15 protein-coding genes are annotated in these 19734 nt (G+C 73.9%); 12 read left to right on the plus strand and 3 right to left on the minus strand.

The genetic code is table 11. The features are described from left to right. The first annotated feature begins 41 nt into the window (after window positions 1-41). The 6 genes from ACIPSE_RS24820 to ACIPSE_RS24845 all read left to right on the plus strand — a co-directional run bounded on the left by ACIPSE_RS24820 (window position 42) and on the right by ACIPSE_RS24845 (window position 8061). A complete protein-coding gene (locus tag ACIPSE_RS24820) occupies window positions 42-923 on the plus strand; it encodes a carbohydrate ABC transporter permease (protein ID WP_401665895.1) in 882 nt (293 codons plus the stop codon). A gap of 29 nt (window positions 924-952) precedes the next feature. Then, entirely contained in the window at window positions 953-2083 is a 1131-nt protein-coding gene (locus ACIPSE_RS24825; protein ID WP_401665897.1) for a LacI family DNA-binding transcriptional regulator, read from the plus strand. Then, entirely contained in the window at window positions 2080-3093 is a 1014-nt protein-coding gene (locus tag ACIPSE_RS24830; protein WP_401665899.1) for a Gfo/Idh/MocA family protein, read from the plus strand. Before ACIPSE_RS24825 ends, ACIPSE_RS24830 begins: the two co-directional genes overlap by 4 nt. Beyond that, window positions 3086-3952, plus strand: coding sequence for a sugar phosphate isomerase/epimerase family protein (locus tag ACIPSE_RS24835; RefSeq protein WP_401665901.1), 867 nt, complete (start codon window positions 3086-3088; stop codon window positions 3950-3952). Before ACIPSE_RS24830 ends, ACIPSE_RS24835 begins: the two co-directional genes overlap by 8 nt. After that, window positions 3949-5004 carry an ROK family protein gene (locus ACIPSE_RS24840; protein ID WP_401665904.1) on the plus strand — a complete coding sequence of 352 codons (1056 nt, stop codon included), beginning with the start codon at window positions 3949-3951 and terminating at the stop codon, window positions 5002-5004. Before ACIPSE_RS24835 ends, ACIPSE_RS24840 begins: the two co-directional genes overlap by 4 nt. Window positions 5005-5136: 132 nt before the next feature. After that, window positions 5137-8061, plus strand: a complete 2925-nt coding sequence (locus ACIPSE_RS24845; protein ID WP_401665907.1) for a polysaccharide lyase family 8 super-sandwich domain-containing protein — start codon at window positions 5137-5139, stop codon at window positions 8059-8061. Between the two features lie 65 nt (window positions 8062-8126). On the opposite strand, the gene mscL is transcribed toward ACIPSE_RS24845, so the two are convergent. Together mscL and ACIPSE_RS24855 are read right to left on the minus strand one after the other, a co-directional pair. Next, the gene (mscL, locus tag ACIPSE_RS24850; RefSeq protein WP_401665910.1) at window positions 8127-8573 is read right to left on the minus strand and encodes a large conductance mechanosensitive channel protein MscL; all 447 of its coding nucleotides are present in this window, start codon (window positions 8571-8573) and stop codon (window positions 8127-8129) included. Between the two features lie 192 nt (window positions 8574-8765). Continuing rightward, window positions 8766-9104, minus strand: a complete 339-nt coding sequence (locus ACIPSE_RS24855; RefSeq protein WP_401665912.1) for an SCO0607 family lipoprotein — start codon at window positions 9102-9104, stop codon at window positions 8766-8768. Between the two features lie 279 nt (window positions 9105-9383). Between ACIPSE_RS24855 and ACIPSE_RS24860 the strand changes: the two genes are divergently transcribed. The 5 genes from ACIPSE_RS24860 (at window position 9384) to ACIPSE_RS24880 (ending at window position 16896) form a co-directional block, all read left to right on the plus strand. Further along, entirely contained in the window at window positions 9384-9905 is a 522-nt protein-coding gene (locus ACIPSE_RS24860) for a hypothetical protein (RefSeq protein WP_401665915.1), read from the plus strand. 167 nt (window positions 9906-10072) lie between these two features. Then, window positions 10073-11425, plus strand: coding sequence for a Rieske 2Fe-2S domain-containing protein (locus tag ACIPSE_RS24865; protein WP_401665917.1), 1353 nt, complete (start codon window positions 10073-10075; stop codon window positions 11423-11425). Continuing rightward, complete coding sequence (locus tag ACIPSE_RS24870; protein ID WP_401665920.1) at window positions 11412-12932, plus strand: glutamine synthetase family protein; 1521 nt, start codon at window positions 11412-11414, stop codon at window positions 12930-12932. Before ACIPSE_RS24865 ends, ACIPSE_RS24870 begins: the two co-directional genes overlap by 14 nt. A gap of 68 nt (window positions 12933-13000) precedes the next feature. Beyond that, window positions 13001-14452: an aldehyde dehydrogenase family protein gene (locus tag ACIPSE_RS24875; protein WP_401665922.1), complete on the plus strand. Its 1452-nt coding sequence runs from the start codon at window positions 13001-13003 to the stop codon at window positions 14450-14452. Beyond that, the gene (locus ACIPSE_RS24880) at window positions 14449-16896 is read left to right on the plus strand and encodes an FAD-dependent oxidoreductase (protein WP_401665924.1); all 2448 of its coding nucleotides are present in this window, start codon (window positions 14449-14451) and stop codon (window positions 16894-16896) included. Before ACIPSE_RS24875 ends, ACIPSE_RS24880 begins: the two co-directional genes overlap by 4 nt. Before the next feature lie 26 nt (window positions 16897-16922). On the opposite strand, the gene ACIPSE_RS24885 is transcribed toward ACIPSE_RS24880, so the two are convergent. Further along, a complete protein-coding gene (locus tag ACIPSE_RS24885; RefSeq protein ID WP_401665926.1) occupies window positions 16923-17645 on the minus strand; it encodes a GntR family transcriptional regulator in 723 nt (240 codons plus the stop codon). Between the two features lie 131 nt (window positions 17646-17776). On the opposite strand from ACIPSE_RS24885, the gene ACIPSE_RS24890 reads away from it, so the two are divergent. Continuing rightward, window positions 17777-19720, plus strand: coding sequence for a primary-amine oxidase (locus ACIPSE_RS24890; protein ID WP_401665929.1), 1944 nt, complete (start codon window positions 17777-17779; stop codon window positions 19718-19720). The last annotated feature ends 14 nt before the right edge of the window (window positions 19721-19734 follow it).

Consider the following 19734-nt stretch of genomic DNA (forward strand, 5'->3'; position numbering starts at 1 on the left):
CCCCGCACACCTTCCGCACCCCGTCACGGAGGTCAGCCCCGATGGCTGTCGCCAGCCCCGGCCGCCCGCCCGGCCCTCTCGCCCGCCGGCTGCGCCGGCTCACCACCGCCCGGATCGTCGGCGTACCGCTGGTCTGGCTGCTCGCCGCCTTCAACGTCCTCACCGGACTGTGGCTGCTGCTGTCGTCGCTGAAGACCGGCGACGAGATCTTCAGCTCGCCCTGGCGGCTCCCGTCCGCCCCCAACTGGGCCAACTACGCGCGGGCCTGGACCGACGGACTGTTCGGCCAGGCCGCCGTCAACACCGTCGTCGTCGTGGCCGGGACCGCCCTCGCCACCCTGCTGCTCGCCGCCCCCGCCGCCTACGTCCTCAGCCGCATCACCACCCGGTTCAACTCCGGCCTCACCCTGTTCTTCGCCCTCGGACTCGGCATCCCCGCCCAGGTGGTGATGCTGCCGTTGTTCGTGGTCATGAACCAACTGCGTCTGGTGAACAGCCTGTTCGGGCTGATCGTGGTGTACGTGGCGACCTCGCTGCCGTTCGCCGTGTTCTTCCTCACCGGGTTCTTCTCCACGCTCCCGGTGGAGCTGGAGGAGGCCGCCGCACTCGACGGCGCCACCCCGCTGCGCACCTTCTGGCAGATCATGCTGCCCATGGCGCGGGGCGGACTCGTCACCGTCCTCATCCTCAACATCATCCAGCACTGGGGAGAGACGGTCTTCGCCCTGGTCTTCATCCAGACCACCGACCACCAGACCCTCTCGCTCGCCCTGCTCGGCTTCCTCCAGCAGATGCAGTACAACGGCGCCGACTGGGGAGGCCTGTTCGCCGGTGTTGCGGTCGTCGTCCTTCCCGTCCTCGCCTGCTATGTGTGGCTGGGCCGCCGGATCATCGAGGGAATGACCGTCGGCTCCGTCAAGTGAGCACAGCCGCAGCGAGATTGAGGACCGTCGTGACCGGAGTCCGTGACCTGAAGTTCCGCCGGCTGGCTGCCGAGCTGAGGCAGCAGGTGCAGCAGGGGGTGTGGCCGTCGGGCAGCCGCCTGCCCACCGAGAAGGAACTCGCCGACAGCAGCGGCACCTCGGTGAGCACCGTGCGCCGCGCCGTCGACGAACTCGTCGCCGAAGGACTCGTCGTCCGCCGGCAGGGCTCGGGCACCTTCGTGGTCCCCCCGAGCGCCCCCGGCCCCGTCCGGGCCCTGGTCGGCGTCAGCGTCCCCGACACCGCCTTCTACTACCCGAAGGTCCTCCAGGGCATCGAGGAGACCCTCTCCGCCGCCGGCGCCCGCCTGCTCTTCGCCTGCTCCGGCTACGACCAGGAACGCGAGGCCAAGGACCTGCGGGACATGCTGGACGCCGGGGTCGACGGCCTGCTCGTCGTCCCCACCCTCGACGGACCCGAGCCCGCCCGCGACTACCTCGCCCGGCTCGCGGCCCTGCCGGTCCCGACCGTGCTCGTCGAACGGCGCCACGCCTCCCTCGCCGACACCAACGAATACGTGTGCACCCACCACGAGGCCGGAGCGTACGACGCCGTCCGCCACCTCGCCGACCTCGGCCACCGGGTGATCGGCCTCGTCCTGCGCCACCCGAGCCCCACCTCGGGACCCGTGGCCGAGGGCTTCCACCAGGCGACCGACGAACGGGGCCTGGCCACCGTCGAGTTCCGGGCCGCCCGCCAGGAATGGAGCCCGGCGGCGGCCGACCGCTGCCTCGCCGCACTGCGCGAGGCCGGGGCGAAGGCCGCCGTCTGCTTCGGCGACCGGCAGGCCGCGCTCCTGCTCGGCGCCGCCCGCCGCGCCGGTCTCACCGTGCCCGGTGACCTCGCCCTGGTCGCGTACGACGACGAGATCGCCGACGTCGCCGACGTCCCCCTGACCGCGGTCGCCCCTCCCAAGCGGCACCTCGGCAAGACCGCGGCCGAGACCCTCCTGCGCCGCCTCGACGATCCCGAACTCCCGCGCAGCCGCGTCCTGCTGCGCCCCGCCATCGTCGTCCGCCAGTCCTGCGGGGCGGCTCAGGGCGCCGCACGGGCCTCCCTGAAGAACTCCGCTTCCGTCCTTCCCAAGGAGAACACCACGTGACCGCCATAAGGCTCGGCCTGATCGGCGCGGGCGCCGTCGGCGTGCTGCACGCCGACGCCGCCACCGGCATCCCCGGCGTGCGGGTGACCGCCGTCTGCGACATCGTCGCCGACACCGCGCGCCGCGTCGCCGCACCGCTGAACGCCGCGGTCTTCACCGACCACCGCGCACTCATCGCCTCCGGGCTGGTGGACGCCGTCGTCGTCAACACCCCGCACGCCCTGCACACCGACATCGTCACCGCCGCCGCGGCGGCCGGGCTGCACGTCCTGGTCGAGAAGCCGATGGCCACCCGCTCCGAGGACTGCACCCTCATGGAACGGGCCTGCGCCGACGCGGGAGTCGTCCTCTTCGTCGGCCACATCCAGCACTTCCTGCCGCCCGTGGCCGCCGCCAAGGCCGCCCTGGACGCGGGCGCCGTCGGGGCCGTCCTGGCCGTGCACGACTGGCGCAGCACCGACTACCGCCCCGGCAGCCGGCCCGCCTGGTTCTTCGACCCGGCCGTCTCCGGCGGCGGCGTGTTCATCAACATCGGCACCCACTGCGTGGACCGGCTGCTGTGGCTCACCGGCCGGCGCGCGACGGCCGTCTCGGCGACGGCCGTCCACCGGGGAGACCTGCTCGTGGAGACCGACGTCCTGGCCCGCCTCGAACTGGACGACGGAATCGCCGGGCACATCACGGTCACCAGCACCCGGCTGCCCGCCCGCGACGAACTGACCGTCATCGGCGAACGCGGCACGATCCGCGTCGCCCGCGGCACCGGCGCCGTCCTCCACCCCGACGACGGCGACCCGGTCGTCCTCGCCGACGAGTCCGACGACGACGTGCCCACCGCCTTCCTCGACCAACTGACCGCGTTCGCCGCGGCCGTATGCGGTGAACAGCCGCCCGTGATCCCGGCCGCCCACGGGCGACGCGTCATCGAGGCCGTGGAGTCCGTCTACGCCGCGTGCGCCACCGGCGAGCGGGTCGCCGTCCCGGACCGGGCGGAGGCGTCCGTTGCCTGACCCGCCCAGGACGCCGCACTGGGAACGGGCGTTCAGCACCCTCGGCTGCCCCGACGCGGACGTCCACGAAGTGGCCCGCCTCGCCCGGACCCACGGCTGCACCGGCGTCGAACTGCGCTGCGCCCCGCCCGAAGGGCTCCTCACCCCGCACTCGTCACCGGCCGAACGCGCTTCTGTCAAAGCCCACTTGGCCTCCGCGGGGGTACGCGCCCTGTGGCTCGCCTCCTACGTACGGGTCGCGGACGACGGCATCGAGGACACCGACTGCCGGACCCGGCTCGACGCCTTGCTGACCCTCGCCGCCGACCTGGGAGCGCTCGGCGTCCGCGTCTTCCCGGGCGCGTCCCGGCCGGGCCCCGAAGCGGACGAGCGCGCGGCCCGCCGCCTGCGCGCGGCGGCGGACCGGGCCGCCCGGGCGGGCACACACCTGCTCCTGGAAACCCACGACTCGCACCCCGGCGCCGCGGACGTGGCCCGGGTCCTGACCGCCGTCGACCACCCGGCCGTGGGCGCCGTCTGGGACGTGCTGCACACCTGGCGCGCGGGGGAGAGCCCCGCCGAGTCCGCCCGCGTCCTGGCGCCCTGGCTGCGCCACGTGCAGCTCAAGGACGTCGCCGCCCGCGACGACCCGCACCCCCGGCTCCCCGGGACCGGCGCGGTGCCGCTCGCCGAGCTGCCCGGTGCCCTCGCCGCCGTCGGCTACCGGGGGTGGCTCTGCCTGGAGTGGGAGAAACGGTGGTTCCCGCGGGCGCCCGCGCTGACGGAGGCACTCCGGTACGCCGCCCGGGACGAGTTCACCCAGGTCGCGCGAGGCCCCGGTGCCGCGTCGCCGTCGCCCGAAAGGACCCGGAACCCATGAACGTCGCCAGCAGCCCTCCGCCCGGTCACGTCGTCGCCGTCGACCTGGGCGGCACCGGCATCAAGGCCGCGCTGGTCGCGCGCGACGGCAGCGTCCTGCGCACCGAGCGCAGGGCGACCCGCCGGGAACGGGGACCGGGGGCCGTCGTCGACACGGTGGCCGACACGGCCGCCGCCCTCGCCGCCGAGAGCCGCGCCCTCACCGGCGTGCCCCCGCTCGCCGTCGGCGTGGCCGTACCCGGACTCGTCGACACCGTGCGCGGAGTGGCCCGCTACTCGGCCAACCTCGGCTGGCGCGACCTGCCGCTGCGCGCGGTCCTGGCCCGCAGGCTCGGTCTTCCCGTGGCCCTGGGGCACGACGTGCGCGCCGGCGCGCTGGCCGAGGGGCGGCTGGGGGCGGGCCGGGGCCGGGACGAGTTCCTGTTCGTCGCCCTCGGCACCGGGATCGCCGCCGCGCACGTCCGAGACGGGTCCGTACGCGACGGCGACGGGGGAGGCGCGGGGGAACTCGGCCATCTGACGATCCGTCGCGGCGGACCGCGCTGCGGCTGCGGTCGGCGCGGCTGTCTGGAGACGCTGGCATCGGCGTCCGGGGTGGCACGCCGGTACGCGCGGGCGACCGGCGCGGCGGACACCGGGACGGCGGCCGGCGCCGAGAGCCGCTCTCCCGCATCCGCCGCCGCACCCGCCGCCCCAGTCACCGCCGAGGAGGTCTGCGCGAGGGCGTCCGCCGGTGAACCCGTGGCGCGGCGCGTCTGGGACGGCGCCGTCGCGTCGCTCGCCGACGGTCTCGCCGCGTACACCGTGCTGTGCGATCCGGGCACGGTCGTGATCGGCGGGGGACTGGCCCGCGCCGGGGCGGCCCTGATGGATCCGCTGCGCTCCGCGCTCGCGGCCCGCCTCGCCTTCCACCGGCCGCCCGAGCTGCTGACCGCGCGACTCGGCGACCAGGCGGGCTGCCGCGGCGCCGCGCTCCTCGCGCTCGACCTCGCCGAGGACCGCCGACCCCGGGAGCACGCCCCCACCGCCGAGCGGCGCGCCCGCTCGGCCTGACCCACCGGACACCCCCGACGAGCCCACCCGGGCCGCCCCCGTACCCGACCCGCACGGTCCCACCCGACGCACCGCGATGCCGCACGTCCCTCGCCCTGTCCCCCGACACCTCGTCCCCAGCGGAGGAACACCGTGCACGACCCCACACCCCCGACCACCGCCCCCTCCACCGCCCCGGCCATCGGCCGCCGCGGCTTCCTCACCGCGGCCGCCCTCGCCCTCGGCGGCCTCACCGGCGCCCTCCAGCTCGGCCCCGGCGCGGCCCCCGCCCGGGCCGAGGACGCCCACGCCGTCCTGCGCGCCCTGTGGACCGACATCCTCACCGGCGGCTCGATCGACCCCGCCGACGACACCTACGCCACCGCCCTGACCGGCCTCTCCACCACCGCCACCGACCTGTGGAACTCCCTCGCCGCCGACGCCACGGCAGGCTCCCTCTGGCCGGGACTGACCCTCGGCACCCCCGCGAACATGACGGCCAGCTGCAAGCAACTGGCCTCCATGGCAACGGCGTACGCCACTGCCGGCACGACTGCGACGGACGGCAGCGGGCGCACCCTGTACGGCAACGCGCAGTTGGGCGCGGCGGTCGTCTCCGGCCTCGACTTCGTCCGCACGCAGGTGTACAACGCCGACACCGCCGAGTCCGGCAACTGGTGGGAGTGGGAGATCGGTTCGCCCGTCGCGCTGACCAACGCGGCCGTCCTGGTGCGTCCGCTGCTGTCGTCGGCGCAGCTCGCGGAACTCCTCGCCGCGGTCGACCACTTCGTACCGGACCCGACCCTCAACAAGTACGGCACCTCCCGCTCCACCTCCACCGGCGCCAACCGCGTCGACCTGTGCCAGGTCGTCGCCGTGCGCGGCATCCTCGGCGGTGACGACGAGCGCGTCGCCACCGCCGTCGCCGCGCTCTCGGACGTCTTCCCGTACGTCACCTCCGGCGACGGCCTGTACGCCGACGGGTCGTTCGTCCAGCACACCTGCATCCCGTACACCGGCACATACGGCATGGTCCTGCTGCGGGGTCTCGCCGCGCTCTTCCAGCTCCTCGACGGTTCCACGTGGGAGATCACCGACGCGTCGGCCGCCCACGTGCACACCTCCGTCGACACCGCCTTCCGGCCCTGGATGTGGAACGGGCTGTGCATGGACGCCGTGCGCGGCAGAGCGGTCAGCCGGGTCGCCGAGACGGACTTCTACGACGGCAACCTCGTCATCCAGTCCGTGCTGCGCGCCGCCGAGTCCGCCGGGACCGCCACGCAGGCCGCCCACTTCAGGAGCCTGGCCAAGGGCTGGATCACGCGCGGCGAGGACTACGCGCCGTTCGCGGGCACCGCGACCGTCGCCGGGATCGCCCTGGCGCGGCCCGTACTCGACGACGCGTCGGTCACCCCGGCCGAGGAGGCCGGCGGGCACCTCCAGTTCCCGGCCATGGACCGGGCCGTGCACCGCGGGGACGGCTGGGCCTTCGCCCTCTCCCTGTCCTCGGCCCGCATCGCCCGCTACGAGTCGATCAACGGCGAGAACCTGCACGGCTGGCACACCGGCGACGGCATGGGCTACCTCTATCTCGCCTCCGACCCGGGCCACTTCACCGACGGCTACTGGCCCACCGCCGACCCGTACCGGCTGCCCGGCACCACCGTCGACACCCTCGCGCTGGCCGACGCGGCGGGCACCGGCACCCGCTCCGCCGCCACCTGGGTCGGCGGAGCGAGCCTGTCGGGCACCTACGGCTGCCTGGGCATGGACTTCCGGCAGTACGGGTCCACGCTCACCGCGAGGAAGTCGTGGTTCTTCCTGGACGACTCCGTCGTCTGCCTCGGCGCCGGGATCGGCGGGGGAAGCGGCGCGGAGGTGGTCACCACGGTCGAGAACCGCAACCTGCACGCCGACGGCGCCAACGTCCTCACCGTGGACGGCACCGCCCAGCCCGCCACGACCGGCTGGGCGAGCACCCTCCAGGTCGACTCCTGGGCCCACTTGGAGGACGTCGGCGGCTATCTCTTCCCGGACGGCGCGACCGTCCAGGCCGCCCGCACGGCCCGCACCGGCGCCTGGAGCGACATCAACACCGTGTCCGGCACGACGGACACGCTCACCCGGCGGTACCTCTCCCTGTGCCTGTCGCACGGCACCGCGCCCTCGTCCGACGCGTACGCCTACGTGCTGCTGCCCGGCTTCAGCAAGGCTCGGACGGCCGCGCGCGCCGCCGCGCCCACCGTCACCGTGCTCGCCCGCACGGCCTCGGTGCAGGCGGTCCGGGACACCGCGAGCGGGGTGATCGCGGCGAACTTCTTCGCGGCGGGCTCGGCCGGAGGCATCACGGTCTCCGCGCCCTGCTCGGTCATCACCCGCCAGGCACAGGGGCAGTTGGTCGTCGGCGTCTCGGACCCGTCCCGCACCGCCTCCACCGTCACGGTCCAACTGGCGCTGGGCGGTGACCTGGTGAGCGCCGACGACGGGATCACCGTGACCCGGTCGACGCCGGGCGCCACCCTCGTCGTCGACCTCTCCGGTGGGGCGGGCGCCACCCGCGAGGCGGTCTTCACCCTCACCTCGGCCGTGCTCGCCCCGGTGGCGGACGGCTATGTCCGGGACGGTTCCTACGCGGCGACCGGCTACGGAAGCGCCACCACCCTGGTCGTGAAGAACGCGAGCGGCAGCGGCTACACCCGGCAGTCGTACCTGACCTTCGACACCTCACCGGTGCTCGGAGCGATCAGCGCCGCCACGCTCTCCGTGTACGGCTACGTCTCCGACAGCGGCGGCGACACCACGACCGTCGCCGCCCACGCGGTCGCCGACCCGGGCTGGACGGAGTCCGCGCTCACCTGGGACACCAGGCCCGCCCTGGGCGACGTGCTCTCGTCCGCCGTCGCCACGACGACGAAGAGCTCCCTGCTGTTCGACGTGACGGCCCAGGTGGGCCCGGCCCTCGGCGGCACCGTCTGTGTGGCGCTCGCCGAAGAGAGCGCCGGCCTGGCCGTGATCCTCAACTCCCGTGAGAACACGGCGAATCCGCCCACCCTGGTGCTCACGGTGGACGGTTCCTGACCGACCCCGGCCGCCCCTGCCGGTGAGGGCGGGGGCGGCCGTCGTACGCGGTGGTCCGCCGGCGGTCAGTGGGCGGCGGTGCCCGCCTGGACCGGGAACCCGGGACGGCCCGCCAGTTCACAGGTGCAGAAGGCGCACCGCGTGGCCGCCGCGGGAACCGTGCTGAGGCACTCGGGGCAGTCCAGCTGGGCCACCGGCTCGTCCTTCACCGGGTGGAAACGAGCCTGGAGACGGCCCACCGGCAGCACCACCGCGAAGTAGATGACGGCGGCGACCAGCAGGAAGCTGATCAGCGCGTTGAGGAACGCGCCGTAGGGGAAGGCCGTCCCCGCGACGGTGAAGGTCTGCTTGCTGAAGTCGCCGACCGCCCCCGTCGCCACGCCGATCAGCGGGGTGAGGAAGGCGGTCACGAACCCCGTGACGACCGCGGTGAACGCGGCTCCGATCACGATGCCGACCGCGAGGTCGACGACATTGCCGCGCAAGAGGAACGAGCGGAACCCAGAGAACACCGAGTACTCCTGAGGGGACGTGGGTGGAGACGGCGAGTGGCGCCGGCCGGGATTCGTCCCGGGCCCGCACTGTGACCGATCGGCCCACGGGGCGTCCACTCGGCTCCCTCGTCCCGGTGAAAGCCCGGCCGCCGACGTGACGTGGCGTTCGACGCCCGCGGCCACCGGCCCTTCACCTCGCCTCCGTCGAGGTCAGCCCGCGGGGACCTCGACGATCCTGCCGTCCTCGTCGAGCGTGTGGGTGTCCCAGTACACGTCCCACTTGTCGCCGACCTCCTCGGGCACCTTGCCCTTCGGGTATCTCGCGTAGCCCGCCTCGGGCTCCTCGCCGTCCGCGACACAGGCCTGGCCGGTCGAGCCCACGGACAGGACCGGGTACTCACCGCCGCCGCAGATGTTCTCCCGGTACTCCCAGCCACCGCATCCGGTGAGCGTCGCGAGCACGGCGGCGGTCGCCAGCGCGGCGGCGACGCGCCCCCGTACGGGCCGCGAGGCGGCGGTGGGGCGGCCGGCGGTGCGGAGCCTGTTCATGGAGTTCCTCCTGTTGTTCGGTGTGCCCCCACTCTCGCCGCCGGACGGCCGCCGCCTCCTGAGTGCGCGTACTCAGGAACGGGCGCGCGGATGCTCAATGTGTCCGAAGGGCTCCGGCCAGCCGTTACCCAGGGGAAACGCAAGGCCGTTCAACGTTGAAACATGTAGCGCGCACGTTTGTCCTGTCCGCCGGGCCGTCCGCCCGCGGTGGAGACACCAGGAGGATCGTGCGCGCCACTTCGTCACCCTGTTCCCGGTGCGGCGTCCCGGGCCGGCCCCGTGCATGACGTGCTGTGGGCCGCCGGACTGGCCGGGGCCGTGCTGTGCCTCGCCGGTCATCTCTCCTCACCCGTGCGGTGGTGGCTGCCGCACGCGGTCGCGCTGGCGGTCATGCTCGTCATGGTCCCGGGGGTGGCGGGCCGTGACGTCCTGTCGGCGGGTGCCGTGGCGCTCGGTGCCGGCTGTGTGTGGCAGTGGCGTATGGGCTGCTCGTACCGCAGATGCGCCGAGTCGGTGAACCTGGCGGCGATGGCCGTGCTGACCGCCGTCGCGGTGGGTGCCGAGGGGGCTCATCACGTCGATCCCGCGTCCGTCGCCGTCGCGGAGGACGCGGTCACGCCGTGGGCCGTGCTGGTCCTCGTCGGCTGCTGGGGTCTGGCCCGCGCCGGTGCCGTCCTGGTGTCCCGGGCGTGGCCGGTCCGCCCGACCGGCCCCCGTCCCGCGCGACGGGTGCTGCTGGCGGGGGAGTCGGGGGGCGCCCTCATGATCGGCGCCATGGCGATCATGCTCGCCTGGCCATGACCTGGCTGCCTGCCCAACTCGTATACGGATCAAGGAACTTGCGTCTGTGTGCGGAGGGCGGCGGGCGGGCGTGGCGGCCCCCGAGGGGAAACACCCCCTGTTGCAGTGGATTCCGATGTGCAAGTATTGGATCCAATTCCAGGACGATCGCATGCATGAGGAGAGCGATGCTCAGACGCGAGGACAACGAGCGCGTTACGCGCACCGGGCCGGGCACGCCCCTCGGACAGCTCATGCGCGCCTACTGGCAACCCGTCGCACTCGTCTCGGAGATGTCCGGGGAGCGCCCGGTCAAGGCCGTCCGCATCATGGGCGAGGACCTGGTCCTGTTCCGGCGCGAGGACGGCCCGGAGGCGCCGGCGGACGGCGCCTGGGCCCTGGTCGGCCGGTACTGCGCGCACCGGGGCGTCGACCTCTCCTTCGGACGCCGGGAGAACGGCGGCCTGCGCTGCCTGTACCACGGATGGCTCTACGGGCCGGACGGCCAGTGCGTCGAGCAGCCCGCCGAACCCGCGCACAGCAACTTCGCCGCCAAGGTGCGCATCCCCAGCTACCCCTGCGCCGAGCGCAACGGCATCGTCTTCGCCTACCTCGGCACCGGCGACCCGCCGCCCTTCCCGGCGTACGACTGCTTCCGCGCACCCGCCGAGTACACCTTCGCCTTCAAGGGCTGGTGGGAGTGCAACTGGCTCCAGGGCGTGGAGGGCGGCATCGACCCCAGCCATGTCTCCTTCCTGCACCGCTTCGTCGGGGAGGACCCGCGCGAGACGTACGGGCAGCAGTTCAGCGAGGAGGTGGAGGGCACCGGGAAGAAGCTCTCCGAACTGGTCGGCGCCAGCTTCCGCCCCGACATCGAGGTGGAGAGCGCCGAGCACGGCCTGCGGGTGTTCGCGCTGCGCGACCTGACCGAGGACGTCCGCCATGTGCGGATCACCAACCTGGTCTTCCCCAACGCCTTCGTGGTGCCCTTCGGCAACGGCAAGGCGTTCTGCCAGTGGCACGTCCCCATCGACGACGAGAACCACTACTGGTTCATGATCCTCTACGACTTCGAGGAGGTCACCGACCAGGACACCCTGCTCGCCCAGCGCCTCGCCGAGGTGTCGCTGCCCGACTACCGGCCGCTGCGCAACCGTGCCAACGACTGGGGCTTCGACCCCCGCGAACAGCGTGAACTGACCTACACCGGCATGGGACTGGACATCAACGTCCACGACCAGTGGGCGGTGGAGAGCATGGGCCCGATCCAGGACCGCACCGTCGAACGGCTCGGCGTCTCCGACCGCGCCGTCACCGCCAACCGCAGGCTGCTGCTGAAGGCCGTCACCGCGTTCGAGAACGGCGCCCCCGTCCCCGGACTGCCCCTCGACGAACAGGCGGCCGGGGAACTCACCGGCCCCCTCGCCATCGACACCATCACACCCGCCGACGACTGGGAGACCGCCTGGCGCGCACGGGAGTCCGAGCGGCGCGCACGGTCCCCGTGGGCCGGACGGGAGGTACCGCATGCGCAGCGCTGACGCCCGCCCGCGCGCCGAGGGCGGCCAGGGCCCCGGCGCCCGCCCGCTGCTCTCCGCCCAGTCCGGCGGATTCGTCGAGCGGCACGGACTGTGGGACGAACGCCACCACGCCGCCGCCGGCCAGATGCGCCGGGTGATGGACGAACTCGGCCTGGACATGGTCCGGTTCTCCTTCGCCGACCAGCACGGCGTGCTCCGGGGCAAGACCCTGACCCGGGAGGCGGTCGCCGGCGCGCTGCGCTCCGGGATCACCGCGCCGTCCTCGCTCCTGCTCAAGGACACCTCGGGCCGGACCGTCTTCCCCGTCTTCACCGAGGGCGACCCGCTGGTCTCCGGACGCTTCGCCGGGGCCGGTGACATCGTCCTGGTGCCCGACCCGACGACGTTCCGGGTCCTGCCCTGGGCCCGGCGCACCGGCTGGATCCTGTGCGACGTCCACCACCCGGACGGCACCCGCGCCGCGTTCTGCCCGCGCGGCCTCCTGCGCGACCGGCTGAACGCGCTCGCCGACCACGGCTACGACCTCACGGTCGGCGTGGAGCTGGAGTTCCACGTCTACCGCCCGGCGGGCGGCGCCCCCGTCCCGCCCGCGCCCGGACGGCCGGGCGCCCCCGGCCCCGCGCCGGAGGTCGACCCCCTCACCGGCGGCGCCCAACTCCTGCACGAGGAGGGCCTCGACCGCGTCGACGACCTCGTCGGCCTCCTGTACGACGGGCTCACCGGCCTCGATCTGCCCTTGCGCTCCCTGGAGCTGGAGTTCGGCCCCAGCCAGCTGGAGCTGACCCTCGACGCCCGCGACGCGCTCCAGGCCGCGGACGACGCCCTGCTCGCGCGGGCCGCCGTACGGCAGATCTGCCGAAGGAACGGCTACCACGCCACGTTCATGGCCCGCCCCGCCGGAGCGGAGAGCGCCTCGACGGGCTGGCACCTGCACCAGTCGCTGCGGTCACGTGTCACCGGCGAGGCCGTCTTCGATCCGGAGCCCGGGCAGACGCTGTCGCCGACGGGCCTGCACTACCTCGCCGGGCTCCTCGAACACGCTCCCGCCGCCGCCGTGTTCACCACCCCCACCGTCAACGGCTACAAGCGGTACCTCCCGATGTCCCTGGCGCCCGACCGGGTCGTGTGGGGCAAGGACAACAAGGGCGCCATGGTGCGGGTCGTCGGCGCCCAGGGCGGCGGTGCCACCCGGCTGGAGAACCGCTCCGGCGAACCGGCCGCCAACCCCTACCTCTACATCGCCTCGCAGGTCGTCAGCGGAATGGACGGGATGGCCCGCCGGCTCGACCCGGGTCCCGCGGTCACCGACCCCTACGACGCCGAGGCGCCCGTCCTGCCCACCTCGCTCGGACGCGCGCTGGACGCCCTCGACGCGGACCCGGTCTTCGCCGAGGCCCTGGGACGGGACGTCGTCTCCTGGCTCACCACGATCAAACGCGCGGAGTTCGCCCGCTATCTGGCCCATGTCTCGGACTGGGAGCAGCGCGAGTACTTCGACCTCGTCTGACCGCCCCCAGCCGGTCCTCCGGCAGCCCCGCCGGTCCCGCGACCGGCCCGCACTCCTTGGAAGACGCCATGACCCGGTTCAACGCCCAGCCCCAGCCGCTGGAGCCCTTTCTCGTCGCGGGCCGGTGGATCGCCCCCGGCGACCGTGTCACGTTCCCGGTCCACGACCCCGCCTCGGCCACCGTCCTGACCCACGTCGCCCAGGCCACGCCCGAGGACGTGGACGCCGCCGTCGCCGCGGCCACCGCGGCCCACGAGGACGGCCGCTGGCGCGGTCTGCCGCCCGCCGAGCGCGGCCGGATCCTGTACCGGATCGCCGGACTCATCGAGGAACACGCTGAGGAACTGGCCGTCCTCGAAACCCGCGACAACGGCAAACCGATCGAACGCTCCCGCGCCGACACGGCGATGAGCGCGAGGACCTTCCGGCACTTCGCGGGCGCGCCCACCCGGCTCACCGGCACCGTCGTGCCCCTCGACGCGGCGCACCACGTCTACACCGTGCCCGAGCCCGCCGGGGTCGCCGCGCTGATCCTGCCCTGGAACTTCCCCATCATGACGGGCTGCTTCAAGCTCGCCCCCGCCCTCGCCGCGGGCTGCACGGTCGTCGTCAAGCCCGCCGAGCAGACCCCGCTGACCATGCTGCGCGTCGCCGCGCTGTGCGAGGAGGCGGGCCTGCCGCCCGGCGTGCTGAACGTCCTCACCGGCGACGGCGAGGTGGGCGCCGCGCTCACCGCGCACCTCGATGTCGCCAAGGTGTCCTTCACCGGCTCCACCGAGGTCGGCCGGCTCGTGATGAGCGCCGCCGCCCCCGGCGTCAAGCGGCTCACCCTCGAACTCGGCGGCAAGAGCCCCAACATCGTCTTCGCCGACGCCGACCTCGACGCCGCCGTCACCACCGCGATCCGCGCGAGCTTCGGCCACTCCGGGCAGATGTGCACCGCCGGCAGCAGGCTCCTCGTCCAGCGGCCGGTCCTGGCCGAGATGGAGGAACGCCTCGCCGAAGCGGTCCGCAAGGTCCCCGTCGGCAACGGCCTGGACGGCGGCGTCACCGTCGGCCCGCTCGTCTCGCAGGAACAGCGCGAACAGGTCCTGTCGTACGTCGAGTCCGGCGTCGCCGAGGGCGCCCGGCTCGTCACCGGCGGCCAGGTCCCGGACCGGCCGGGCTACTTCGTCGAGCCCGCCCTGTTCACCGGCGTCACCAACACCATGCGGATCGCCCGTGAGGAGATCTTCGGCCCGGTGCTCGGCGTGATCCCCTTCGAGGACGAGGAGGAGGCCGTGGCCATCGGCAACGACACCCCCTACGGGCTCGCCGCGGGCGTGTGGACCAAGGACCTCTCCCGCGCCCACCGCATGGCCGCCCGCCTGCGCGCCGGAACGGTCTGGATCAACACCTACAACATCTTCGACCCGGCGCTGCCCTTCGGCGGCTTCGGCGACTCGGGCCTCGGCCGGGACCTCGGCGACGACGCCCTGTTCTCCTACTGCGAGCGCAAGGCGGTGGTCGTCGCACTATGAGCACCGACCTGGTCCCGCTCCGGGCGTCCGCACCGGCCCCCGGCACCGTGCCCCTCGACGTCGCCGCCCTGCGCGCCGCCACCCCGGGGATGCGCCACGCCCACCACATGAACGCCGCCGGCGCCGCGCTGCCCAGCCGCGCGACGCTCGCCACGATCACCGAGCACCTGCGCATGGAGTCCCTGCTCGGCGGCTACGAAGCGGCCGAGGCACTCGCCCCCCGCACCGAGCAGGTGTACCGCTCGGCCGCCCGCCTCCTCGGCGCGCAGCCCGACGACATCGCCCTGGTGGAGAGCGCCTCCACCGCCTGGCAGCGCGCCATGGACGCCCTGCGCCTGGGGCCCGGCGACCGGGTCGTGGCCTCCTCCTCCACCTACGTCAGCTCCGCCCTGCACCTGCTGGAGCTGCGCCGGACGCACGGCATCGAGCTGGAGGTCGTGCCCGCCGACGCCGACGGCCGCATCGACCTCGACGCGCTCGAACGCGCCCTGCGCACCCCGGCCTCGCTGGTCACGCTCGCCCATGTCCCCACCTCCTCCGGCCTGGTGGAACCCGCCGCAGCCGTGGGCGCGCTGGCCGCCGCCGCGGGCGTACCGCTGCTCCTCGACGCGACGCAGTCGCTGGGCCAGCTCCCGGTGGACGTCCGCGAGACGCGCAGCGACATCGTCGTCGCCACCGGCCGCAAGTTCCTGCGCGGACCGCGCGGCACCGGACTGCTGTACGTGGGGCCCGGCGTACGGGAGCGGGCCCGGCCGACCGCGCCCGACGTGCGGGGCGCCCAGTGGTCGTCCGCGTACCGCTACGAGGTCGTGCCGGGAGCGCGCCGCTACGAGACCTGGGAGTCCTCCCACGCCTTGCGGCTGGGCCTGGGAACCGCCCTGGAGGAGACCCTCGGCCTCGGCGTCGAGCGCATCCGCGACCATGTGACGGCCCTGGCCGCAACGCTGCGGACCGCCCTGCCGGACGTCCCCGGCGTACGGCTCGCCGACCCGGCCGCGGCGGCCTCGGGGATCGTCACGTTCCTCAGGGACGACGAGGATCCGCGCGAGACCGTACGCGACCTGCGGGCCCTCGGATTCCGGCTGACGACCGTGCCCGCCTCGCACGGGCAGTGGGACCTCGGCAGCCGGGGTCTGGAGCGGGTCGTCCGTGCCTCCCTGCACGTGTACAACAGCGCCGACGACGTGGACGCGCTCGTGGCCGCCCTGGAGGGGCGGGAACGCCGACGCCGCCCGTCGGCGCCCACCGCCCGGCACCCGGAGCCCGGGACAGCGCCTGTGCCCACCCCGCGGCCCGACGGCGCCCCCTGGGGCGCGGCCACCACCGACGCGGACCACGCGGACGTGATCGTGGTGGGGGCCGGCATCCACGGTTCCTCGGCCGCCTGGCACCTCGCCAACCGCGGCGCCCGCGTCATCCACCTCGACCGGTTCCCGCAGGGCCACACCGAGGGGTCCTCGCACGGACGGACCCGGATGATCCGCCGCGCCTACCCCGCCGAGGTCTGGGACGGACTGGTCGACACCGCCTACGGCGCCTGGGAGGAACTCGAACTGGCCGCCGGGCGGCGGCTGGTGACGGTCACCGGCGGCCTGTTCGCCCGGCCGGCGACATCCCCGGGCGGGCTGCGCGGCCCCGGCTGCGAGACCGTGGACCACGCCCGCGCCGCCGAACTCTTCCCGGGGCTGCGCCTGTGCGAGGGCTTCTCGGCGGTCCACGACCCCGACGCGGGTGTCATCGACGCCGCCGCCGCGCTGGGCACGCTGGCCGCGCTGGGCAAGGCCGGGGGAGTGGACCGCCGGGACGGCTGCGCCGTGCTCGGCTGGCGCCGCGAGGGCGCGGGCGTACGCGTCGACACCGAGCGGGGCGTGCTGCGCGCCGACCGGCTGGTGGTGTGCGCGGGTCCCTGGACGGGCGAGCTGCTGCCCGCGTTCGCCACCCGGCTGGACGTGGTGCGGATCGTCAACCTGCACCTGGGCTCCTCCCGCCGCCACCTGCTGGAGCCGCCGCTGCTGGGCGCCTTCTCCGTGGAGGTCCCCGACATCGGACTGCTCTACGGCATCCCGGCCTTCGGCGGCGCGGGCGTCAAGATCGGCCTGGACCACGGACCGGCGGAGGACCCCTCGGTGACCGCGGGACCGGTCACGGAGGCCGAGCGCGAGCGGCTGCTCGGGCTCGCCGCCCGGTTCCTCCCGGCCGCCGACGGCCCGGTGGAGGAGAGCATCACCTGCCGGTACACCATGGCCCCCGCCAACCGGTTCGCCGTCGGCGCGCTCCCGGGGGAGGACCGGGTGCTGGTCGCGGCGGCCTGCTCGGGACACGGCTTCAAGTTCGGCCCCGCGCTCGGCGCGGCCCTCGCCGACCTGGCCGGGGGCGGGCGGCGACCGGACCTGGACTTCCTGTCCCCGGCCGCCATGGGGCTCGGCGCGGAGTCCGGCCGGTGAGCGCCGGGACCCGCCCGCGCGGGACGTCAGCCGCGGAACACGGTCGCCGAGCGCTGCTCGTACCAGCGGGCCAACTGCTCGCCGGCGCTGAGGACATGGGCCTTCATCTCGGCGCGCGCCCGCTCGGCGTCCTCCGCGGCGAGCGCCTCCACGATCCGCTCGTGCTCACGGATGTTGTCCTCGCGGTGGCGCGGGTTGTCCTGGAGGACGAGCGCGGAGACGTTGCGCGGGAAGGCCTCGTTGATCTCCTTGATGGCGCGGGCCAGACGCTGGTTGCCGGCGACGGTGTGGATGAGCGTGTGGAAGCAGTCGTTGGCGGCGGTGGAGGGGGAGGAGCCCTCGGCCGGGGCGGGAGCACCGCTGACCGTGCGCACCGTCTCGTTGACCTCGCGCAGCTCCCGCAGCACGTCGGGGGTGACCTCACGGACCGCGCGGACGCAGGCGAGCCCTTCGAGTTCGGCACGGACCTCGTAGGCCTCGCGGACCTCCCAGGGCGCCGGGACCCGCACCACGGCACCGCGGTGGGGCAGCACCTCGATCAGCCCGCCCGCCTGGAGCTGGCGCAGCGCCTCCCGCACCGGGGTGCGGCTGACGCCGAGCGAGTCGGCGAGTTCCGCCTGGCGGAGCTGGGCGCCGATGGGGATCTCGCCGGACAGGATCCGCGCGCGGATCGCGGCGGCCGTGTCGTCGACGAGCGCCTTGCCCTTGCCAGTCGGGGCGGCCGGGTCGGAGGGCTGGGCGGTGTCCATGGGGTCTCCGTCGGATCGAGGGGGATCGGGACCGGCCCCCGTACAGCGATGTGTATCCATTCTATCTGCAACAGGATCCAAAAGAAGGGTCCGTCCCTGGGGCGGACCGCGCGAATGAGCGGAGCGACAGCATGAGCGAGCAGTGCGGAAGCGTCAGTACCCGGGTCCACGCACAGCGCGAACGGACCCATCCGCTCGACCCGCTGTCCCCGGCGGAGATCGCCGCTGCCGTCGCCGTGGCACGGGCCGACGGGCGGCTCGGTGAGCGGACCCGGTTCTGGGGCGCGGTCCTGGACGAGACGTTCGCCCGCGAGGTCGTGGCGGGCCGTCAGCCGGCGGGCGAGGTCCGGGTGGGCCTGGTCGCGATGGACCACGACCTGCCGGGCGCCTGGGAGATCGACGTGCAGCTCGGCGCCGCACCGCGCTGCCTGGACTGGCGCCCGGTGGACGTGCGGCGCCCCGGCATCACCTCCGCGGAGGCGCGCGCCGCCGCCCAGGCCTGCCGGGCGAGCCCGCTGTTCCGTGAGGCGCTGGCCCGCCGCGGCATCCACGACGTGTCGCTGACGGTGATCGACGCGGAGTCCATCGGCGGCTTCGTGCCGGAGAAGTACAAGGACCGCAGGCTCACCTGGGGTTCGGTCTGGCACCGGGTCAGCGAGGACGACAACGCCTATGTCCGCCCGGTGCAGGGCGTCATCCCGCTCATCGACATGGCGACGATGGAGGTCCTGGAGGTCGAGGACCACGGCGTGGTGCCCGTCTCGGAGGAGGCGGGGCCGCTGTCGGCGGGCGGGTTCGGCCCGGACCGCGAGGGGCTCAAGCCCTTGGAGGTGGTGCAGCCCGAGGGGCCGAGCTTCACCGTCGACGGGCACCGGGTGAGCTGGCAGGGCTGGGAGTTCCGGGTCGGCTTCACCCACCGCGAGGGCCTCGTCCTGTACGACGTGTCCTTCCTGGGCCGTTCGGTGCTCAAGCGCGCCGCCTGCAACGAGATGTACGTGCCCTACCTCGACCCCAGCTCGACGCAGTTCCGCAAGAACTTCTTCGACTGGGGTGAGTACGGCGCCGGCCCGCTCACCAACTCCCTCGCGCTGGGCTGCGACTGTCTGGGCGTCATCCACTACTTCGACGCCGCCTACCTCGCGGGCGACGGCACCGCCCAGGAGGTCGCCCAGGCGGTCTGCATGCACGAGGAGGACGACGGCATCCTCTGGAAGCACAACGACCTGCGCCGCGGAGTGAGCGAGGTGCGCCGCTCGCGGCGGCTGATCGTCTCCAATTTCCAGACCGTCGCCAACTACGACTACGGCTTCTACTGGTCGCTCTACCAGGACGGCCGGATCGAGCTGGAGATCAAGCTGACCGGCATGCTGTCCGCGTCGGGGATAGAGGAGGGCGAGGAGGTCCGGCACGGCCGGGTGGTCTCCCGCAACGTCCAGGCCCCCACCCACCAGCACTACTTCGGTCTGCGCCTGGACACCGCCGTCGACGGTCCCCTCAACCGGCTGGTCGAGGAGAACGTGGAGGCCGAGGACGACCCGCGCCACGACCCCTACGGCAACGCGGTACGCATGGTGCGCACCCCGCTGCTGTCCGAGGCGCAGGCCGCGCGCCGCACCAACCCGGCGACCCAGCGGCACTGGCGCGTCGAGAGCGCCGGCCAGGTCAACCGCTACGGCGAGCCGACGGCGTACCGGCTGCTCCTGCCGAACACCACCCGGCCGTTCGCCCGGCCCGAGTCGGTGATGGCCCGCCGGGCGCCCTTCGTCCACCAGCACCTGTGGGCCACCGCCTCCGATCCCGACGAGCAGTTCGTCGGCGGGCGGTACCCCAACCAGGCGGAGCCCGGTGAGGACGGGGTGCAGGCGTGGCAGCGGCAGGACCGCTCGCTGGACGGGGCCGAGCTGGTGCTGTGGCCGGTGGTGGGCACCCACCACTTCCCGCGTCCCGAGCAGTGGCCGGTCATGCCGGTGGACCGGGTGCGCCTGGTCCTGGAGCCCGACGGCTTCTTCGACCGGAATCCGGCGATGGACATCCCCGACCCCTCGGCCAAGTCCGAGCACTGCTGCGGGTCATGACAAAGCATTAAATA

Source organism: Streptomyces sp. NPDC090106, assembly GCF_044747265.1.
Lineage (GTDB): Bacteria > Actinomycetota > Actinomycetes > Streptomycetales > Streptomycetaceae > Streptomyces.